7 protein-coding genes and 11 tRNA genes are annotated in these 6,826 nt (G+C 44.0%); 17 read left to right on the forward strand and 1 reads right to left on the reverse strand.

Annotated elements, in window-relative coordinates:
• Positions 1-27 precede the first annotated feature (27 nt).
• From CD004_RS23505 to CD004_RS23525, 5 genes are all read left to right on the forward strand, one after another.
• Positions 28-360, forward strand: a complete 333-nt coding sequence (locus tag CD004_RS23505; protein WP_102264924.1) for an anti-sigma factor antagonist — start codon at positions 28-30, stop codon at positions 358-360.
• Positions 357-830 (forward strand): anti-sigma B factor RsbW, encoded by a 474-nt coding sequence (rsbW, locus tag CD004_RS23510; protein ID WP_102264925.1) that lies wholly within the window; start codon positions 357-359, stop codon positions 828-830. The genes CD004_RS23505 and rsbW overlap by 4 nt, the downstream gene beginning before the upstream one ends.
• The gene (gene sigB, locus CD004_RS23515; RefSeq protein WP_102264926.1) at positions 808-1,602 is read left to right on the forward strand and encodes an RNA polymerase sigma factor SigB; all 795 of its coding nucleotides are present in this window, start codon (positions 808-810) and stop codon (positions 1,600-1,602) included. The genes rsbW and sigB overlap by 23 nt, the downstream gene beginning before the upstream one ends.
• The gene (locus CD004_RS23520; protein WP_102264927.1) at positions 1,599-2,198 is read left to right on the forward strand and encodes a PP2C family serine/threonine-protein phosphatase; all 600 of its coding nucleotides are present in this window, start codon (positions 1,599-1,601) and stop codon (positions 2,196-2,198) included. The genes sigB and CD004_RS23520 overlap by 4 nt, the downstream gene beginning before the upstream one ends.
• A 193-nt stretch (positions 2,199-2,391) precedes the next feature.
• On the forward strand, positions 2,392-4,560 hold the full coding sequence (locus tag CD004_RS23525) for a Tex family protein (RefSeq protein WP_180321318.1): 2,169 nt from the start codon (positions 2,392-2,394) through the stop codon (positions 4,558-4,560).
• A gap of 31 nt (positions 4,561-4,591) precedes the next feature.
• On the opposite strand, the gene cmpA is transcribed toward CD004_RS23525, so the two are convergent.
• The gene (gene cmpA, locus CD004_RS23530; RefSeq protein WP_102264929.1) at positions 4,592-4,711 is read right to left on the reverse strand and encodes a cortex morphogenetic protein CmpA; all 120 of its coding nucleotides are present in this window, start codon (positions 4,709-4,711) and stop codon (positions 4,592-4,594) included.
• Positions 4,712-4,803: 92 nt separating this feature from the next.
• Here cmpA and CD004_RS23535 point away from each other — a divergent pair, with 92 nt between their 5' ends.
• The 12 genes from CD004_RS23535 to CD004_RS23590 all read left to right on the forward strand — a co-directional run bounded on the left by CD004_RS23535 (position 4,804) and on the right by CD004_RS23590 (position 6,651).
• On the forward strand, positions 4,804-5,277 hold the full coding sequence (locus CD004_RS23535) for a SprT family protein (protein ID WP_102264930.1): 474 nt from the start codon (positions 4,804-4,806) through the stop codon (positions 5,275-5,277).
• A 120-nt stretch (positions 5,278-5,397) separates the two neighbouring features.
• Positions 5,398-5,472 (forward strand) — tRNA-Asn (locus CD004_RS23540).
• 15 nt (positions 5,473-5,487) lie between these two features.
• Positions 5,488-5,578: transfer RNA gene (locus CD004_RS23545), tRNA-Ser, on the forward strand.
• 18 nt (positions 5,579-5,596) lie between these two features.
• A tRNA-Glu gene (locus CD004_RS23550) sits at positions 5,597-5,671 on the forward strand.
• Positions 5,672-5,715: 44 nt separating this feature from the next.
• A tRNA-Asp gene (locus CD004_RS23555) sits at positions 5,716-5,791 on the forward strand.
• Positions 5,792-5,797: 6 nt separating this feature from the next.
• Positions 5,798-5,872, forward strand: a tRNA-Gln gene (locus tag CD004_RS23560).
• A gap of 127 nt (positions 5,873-5,999) precedes the next feature.
• A tRNA-Lys gene (locus CD004_RS23565) sits at positions 6,000-6,075 on the forward strand.
• Between the two features lie 18 nt (positions 6,076-6,093).
• A tRNA-Leu gene (locus CD004_RS23570) sits at positions 6,094-6,178 on the forward strand.
• 57 nt (positions 6,179-6,235) lie between these two features.
• Positions 6,236-6,321: transfer RNA gene (locus CD004_RS23575), tRNA-Leu, on the forward strand.
• A gap of 64 nt (positions 6,322-6,385) precedes the next feature.
• Positions 6,386-6,462, forward strand: a tRNA-Arg gene (locus tag CD004_RS23580).
• 18 nt (positions 6,463-6,480) lie between these two features.
• Positions 6,481-6,557, forward strand: a tRNA-Pro gene (locus CD004_RS23585).
• Positions 6,558-6,577: 20 nt separating this feature from the next.
• Positions 6,578-6,651: transfer RNA gene (locus CD004_RS23590), tRNA-Gly, on the forward strand.
• The last annotated feature ends 175 nt before the right edge of the window (positions 6,652-6,826 follow it).

Below are 6,826 nucleotides of genomic sequence, written 5' to 3' on the forward strand. Positions count from 1 at the left end.
AATTGAATTGTAAAGGGTGGGTCATTTATGAATATTTCGATAGATGTTAAAGAAACAGAATCAAAGTTAGCAGTTAAAGTAAGCGGCGAAATTGATGCATATACAGCTCCGCAGCTTCGTGAAAAGCTTTTCCCTTTGTCTGAAAAAGAGGGCGTAAATATGGTTGTAGACCTTTCTGAAGTCAATTATATGGATAGTACCGGGCTTGGAGTGTTTGTAGGAGTATTCAAGAACGTCCGTGCGCATGACGGTGAATTTAAAATCGTTGGGTTGTCCGAACGTTTGCAGAGACTTTTCGAAATCACCGGCTTGGCCGATATTATCGATATAAACAGCCAGATTGAGGGTGGAGTGCAATGAACCAGTCATTTGACTATATTGAAATGAAAATTCCGGCTAAACCAGAGTTCGTCGGTGTCATTCGTTTGACCCTGTCTGGTATTGCTAGCCGTATGGGTTTTTCCTACGACGAGATTGAAGATTTGAAAATTGCTACGAGTGAAGCTTGTACGAACGCTGTACAGCATGCATATCAAAACAATGAGAACGGCGAGGTCATCATAGGTTTCGGATTATATGAAGACAAGCTTGAAGTGATGGTTGCGGATAACGGCCAGAGCTTTGATTTCCATTCAGCGCGCCAGGGACTTGGCCCTTATGATCAGAATAGTTCAGTAGAATTCCTTCGCGAAGGAGGCTTGGGACTGTATCTGATCGAAACCTTGATGGACGAGGTTCGAATCCATCACAAAGAGGGCGTCACGGTCTTTATGACCAAGTACCGAGAAGGAGAGCAGGTGGAGAGAGATGCAGAGACAATCTCAACCTAAGCAGAGGCCAAAAGAAGAGATTAATGAATTAATCAAAGCCTACCAGCTGCATGAGGATGCAGACGCCCAAAATGAGCTGGTTCTTCATTATCAAAACCTTGTCGAAACAATTGCCAGAAAGTATTCCAAAGGAAGGTCATTCCACGAGGATATCTTCCAGGTTGGAATGATTGGTCTTTTAGGCGCAATCCGACGCTATGATGAAACATTTGGCAAAAGCTTTGAGGCATTTGCCGTGCCGACCATCATTGGTGAAATCAAAAGATTCTTAAGAGATAAAACGTGGAGCGTCCACGTACCGCGCAGGATAAAGGAGCTTGGTCCAAAAATCAAGACGACTGTCGAAGATTTGACAACCCAACTGCACCGCTCTCCGCGAGTAGATGAAATTGCGGAAGCACTCGAGGTTTCTGAAGAAGAAGTATTGGAAGCCATGGAGATGGGTAAAAGCTACCAGGCCTTATCCGTTGACCATTCTATTGAAGCTGATTCTGATGGAGGAACAGTCACCCTGTTGGATATCGTCGGAAACATTGATGAAGGCTATGAAAAAATCAATCAAAGAATGGTGCTCGAAAAAGTACTGCATGTACTGAGTGAACGCGAAAAGTTAATTATCCAATATACCTACCTTGATAACCTCAGCCAGAAAGAGGCTGGTGACAAGCTTGGTATTTCACAGATGCATGTATCACGTCTTCAAAGAAGGGCAATCAAAAAGCTTCAAGAGGCGATTCATGCGGAAAACAACAACTCGGAGTACATTACATGATTCAACAGTTCAAAGACAAAATAGAACTTTATGCTTACCAGACAATCAAAGAAGGTAAAGTAGAGTGCGGTGACAGCTATTATTATACAGCTACTGATGATTATTTTGTCTGTGTACTTGCTGATGGATTAGGGTCAGGGCAATATGCCCATGAAGCTTCTGCCGCTGTCGTTTCAGTAGTAGAACAACACCATCACGAAGACGTAGATACGCTCATGAAATACTGCAACAATATTTTGGTGCAAAAAAGAGGGGCCGCTGTCTCGATCTTCAAAGTCTACTTCGAAACCCGCGAATTTGTATACAGCTGTGTTGGAAATATCCGCTTCTTCCTCTATACCTCAAATGGCAAACTAACATATCCATTGCCAGTAACAGGTTATCTGTCAGGTAAGCCGCAGGTATTTCACACCCAGAGGTTCATTTATGAGCCAGAATCAAAATTCCTGATTTACTCAGATGGTTTTGACAATATACATGGCGCTAAAACGATATTGAAAGGGTACCGCTCAGTTGGTGCCATCGCAGAACAAATCAAAAGTGAATATGCAAACTCAATGGATGATGCAACTTTTATTGTGGGAAGTCTACTTTAGCCGGTGGGCTTCTTTTTGTTTTGCATGGGAGGCAGGATACAGATTAACCCTATGTGTCCGTTGGTGGTGGATGAGAATTGAATATAGAAGGATGCCTCATGCTCACTGTAAACCTTCCGCTTATTTTGGTACACTATTAAAGTGACAAGCAATACCAATATAGATTATGGAGGATTGTCTCTTGACTCAAACAATGGATAAGCAAGATCAATATGTAAAAATCATTGCCAAAGAGCAATCGTTAACAGCTAAACAAGTGCAAAGTGTCATTTCGTTAATTGATGAAGGAAACACTGTACCGTTCATAGCCCGTTACCGAAAGGAAATGACAGGTGCGCTTGATGAAGTGCAAATCCGTGACATCGTTGAAAGATGGCAATACATACAGAACTTAGAGCAGCGTAAAGAGGAAGTCATCAGGCTCATCGAAGAACAGGGAAAGCTGACTGACGAACTGAAGACGAACATTGAAAAAGCAATCAAGCTACAGGAAGTAGAAGACTTATACCGGCCATACAAGCAAAAAAGAAGAACGAAAGCGACTGTTGCAAAAGAAAAGGGACTTGAGCCACTTGCTCAGTGGATGCTGGAGTTCCCTGTAAACGGAAGTCTCGAAGAAAAAGCCCGAGGGTTTTTATCAGAAGAAAAAGGTGTCGAATCTATTGAAGATGCGATTGCTGGAGCGAAAGATATCATCGCTGAAATTGTTTCCGATGACGCAGACAGCCGCAAGTGGATTAGGAATGAAACCTATAGATCTGGCTCCATCGATTCTTCGGTGAAAAATGAAGAGCAGGATGAGAAGAATGTGTATGAGATGTATTATGAGTATTCTGAGCCTGTCAATAAAGTGGTGCCGCACAGAATCCTTGCGCTCAACCGCGGTGAAAAAGAGGATCTCTTAAGAGTCTCTATAAAGTCAAAAACAGATGTCATTATGAGCTATCTGCAGCGTAAATGGGTTACTAAGAATCACTCCATCACAGCTGCTTCAGTAACAGAAGCAATCGAGGATGCATATAAGCGACTGATCCAGCCCTCGATCGAACGTGAGATCAGGAATGAACTGACGGAAAAAGCTGAAGAGCAAGCGATCCATATCTTTTCCGAAAACCTGCGAAAACTTCTCCTCCAACCGCCGTTAAAAGGGAAAGTTGTCCTTGGTGTAGACCCGGCATTCAGAACAGGCTGTAAACTGGCTGCAGTAGATGAAACAGGAAAAGTTTTATCAATTGGTGTGATATATCCACATACCTCCGGAGCGAAAAATACAGAGGCGAAGGATAAATTCATTAAAGTACTGAAAGAGCATGATGTGGAAATGGTCGCAATCGGTAACGGAACTGCTTCCAGGGAAACAGAGCAATTCGTGTCAGATATCCTGAGAGAGATGGATAAAGAGATTTACTATCTCATTGTGAATGAAGCAGGGGCGAGTGTCTATTCCGCATCCGATCTTGCTCGAGAAGAATTCCCTAACTACCAGGTAGAAGAACGAAGTGCAGTATCGATTGCCCGTCGATTGCAAGACCCGCTGGCTGAACTCGTTAAAATCGATCCGAAATCAGTCGGTGTCGGTCAGTATCAGCATGATGTCAGCCAGAAAAAACTATCCGACTCTTTGACGTTCGTTGTTGAGACAGCGGTTAACCAGGTGGGAGTCAATGTTAATACCGCTTCTTCTTCTTTATTGCAGTACGTATCTGGCCTTTCTAAAACAGTAGCTAATAATATAGTAAAGAAGCGTGAAGAAGAAGGGAAGTTTACGAGCCGGACGCAGCTGAAAAAAATTCCACGTCTAGGGGCCAAGACATATGAACAGGCAATCGGATTCCTGCGAGTCATTGATGGGAAGGAACCTCTTGACCGGACCGGCATCCACCCGGAAAGTTACAGTGAGGTAAAGCAGCTGCTTGATAGCCTGGGATTCAAAACAAAGGATTTAGGAACACCGGCATTGAAGGACGCGCTCGCGAAAATCAACATCGACCAAACTGCAGATGAATTAGGAATCGGTAAACTTACACTGAAAGATAACGTTGATGCACTCGTAAGGCCTGAACGCGACCCGCGGGACGAGCTTCCAGCACCACTTTTAAAAAAGGATGTATTGAAGCTCGAGGACCTTAAGGCGGGGATGGAACTTCAAGGTACAGTACGGAATGTGGTTGACTTCGGTGCATTCGTTGATATTGGTGTAAAACAGGACGGACTTGTCCATATCTCAAAACTAAGCAATCGTTTTGTAAAACACCCGCTGGATATTGTATCCGTTGGGGATGTGGTCACCGTATGGGTGGACAGTGTCGACCAGAAAAAAGGCCGCGTCGCATTAACGATGCTTAAGCCTGATCAGGCATAATACAAAAGACTGCAGGAATGCCTGCAGTCTTTTAATCGTTTAAATTTTGTTTATTTCTATAAAAGTACCAACATTGATTTAAAAGTTTGATCTGATACCGATTTTTCTCATAGAAGGCTCGTTTCATTTGATTCTGAAACCAGACAGGCATGGCAATACCTCCTTAAGATAATGCTTTAAAAGGTAACATTAATATATGCTATAATGGGTTGTCATGTTTCTAAAAAGGCAGGCGTTTTCCAGATGACTGATCAAGAGTTGCACAATCTTGTAGTGATGATATCCGATAAATACTTCCATAAGCCATTCAGGCATAAGGCGTTCTTCAATCCCAGACTTCGAACAACTGGCGGGCGCTATATGCTGAACAGCCACAACATCGAAATTAATAAAAAGTATTTTGAGCAGCTTGGTGAGGCGGAGTTGGTCGGGATCATTAAACATGAACTTTGCCATTACCATCTTCATATAGAAGGAAAAGGCTACAAGCATCGCGATAAAGATTTTCGAGATCTATTAAAGAAGGTAGATGCCCCGAGGTTTTGTTCTACTCTTCCGGAGGAGAAAAAGAGAAGGGCGAAACAGAAGTTCGTTTTTTATCAGTGCAGCAGCTGTAAGATGACCTATCGCCGCAAAAGATCTATCAATACTTCGAAATACGTGTGTGGAAAATGCCGTGGAAAGTTGATAAAAGTGAAGGAAATGATTGTAGAATAAGCCTTTGTGTGCTGCTAAAAAAGAAATAAAAAACTTATCAAAAACACCCTTGACTTTTGCTAGGCAGCTCCCTATAATAGTAAGAGTCGACAAGACAACGACATCGAAAATTAAAGTTATTCCGCAGTAGCTCAGTGGTAGAGCACTCGGCTGTTAACCGAGCGGTCGTAGGTTCGAATCCTACCTGCGGAGCCATTAATTTTAAGGTATGGGGAAGTACTCAAGAGGCTGAAGAGGCGCCCCTGCTAAGGGTGTAGGTCGCGTAAGCGGCGCGAGGGTTCAAATCCCTCCTTCTCCGCCAGAACCTTTTAAAAAATATGGCCCCTTGGTCAAGCGGTTAAGACACCGCCCTTTCACGGCGGTAACACGGGTTCGAATCCCGTAGGGGTCACCAAGATTTTTTCGCGACAGCGAAAGTGACATTATAATTCCATATCTGGTCCCGTGGTGTAGCGGTTAACATGCCTGCCTGTCACGCAGGAGATCGCCGGTTCGATCCCGGTCGGGACCGCCATTTTATTGGGCTATAGCCAAGCGGTAAGGCATCGCACTTTGACTGCGACATGCGTTGGTTCGAATCCAGCTAGCCCAGCCATTTTTGAGCCATTAGCTCAGTCAGTTGCTCGCTTCATTGAACAACATCAGCGGCAACTTGCGAGAAAGACCGAAGGTCTTTTGAGCACAGGATTCAAACAAAACTTGTTTAGGGTTTTGTTTAATACGAGCCATTAGCTCAGTCGGTAGAGCATCTGACTTTTAATCAGAGGGTCGAAGGTTCGAGTCCTTCATGGCTCACCATTTTCAACAAATGAATATGCGGGTGTGGCGGAATTGGCAGACGCACCAGACTTAGGATCTGGCGCCGCAAGGCGTGGGGGTTCGACTCCCTTCACCCGCACCATTAATTACCTGTTGATAATGAACCTCAATTAGTTATTATATAAACCTGTCATGTTTTGCGGTCGTGGCGGAATGGCAGACGCGCTAGGTTGAGGGCCTAGTGGGGGCAACCCCGTGGAGGTTCAAGTCCTCTCGGCCGCACCAAAAAAATGTTATTGACATCCTATATCGGATGTGATAGGATATAAAAGTTGCTATTAAAACTAATGCGCCCGTAGCTCAATTGGATAGAGCGTCTGACTACGGATCAGAAGGTTATGGGTTCGACTCCTTTCGGGCGCGCCATTATTTTTCTCTTAATAACGGGGAGTAGCTCAGCTTGGTAGAGCACTTGGTTTGGGACCAAGGGGTCGCAGGTTCGAATCCTGTCTTCCCGACCATTCAGCAACTAACTTTATATGCGGGTGTAGTTTAGTGGTAAAACCTCAGCCTTCCAAGCTGATGATGAGAGTTCGATTCTCTTCACCCGCTCCAATTTCATTGTTCTTTGAAAACTAAACAAACAAGCGTCAACAAACAATAAATTATCATGGCTTCTATTATAGAAGACCATGAGCCAACGTTTTAACTTTATGAGCTAACTCATAACTCTTTCTTGGAGAGTTTGATCCTGGCTCAGGACGAACGCTGGCGGCGTGCCTAATACATG

The organism is Mesobacillus jeotgali (genome assembly GCF_002874535.1).
GTDB classification, from domain to species: Bacteria; Bacillota; Bacilli; order Bacillales; family Cytobacillaceae; genus Mesobacillus; species Mesobacillus jeotgali.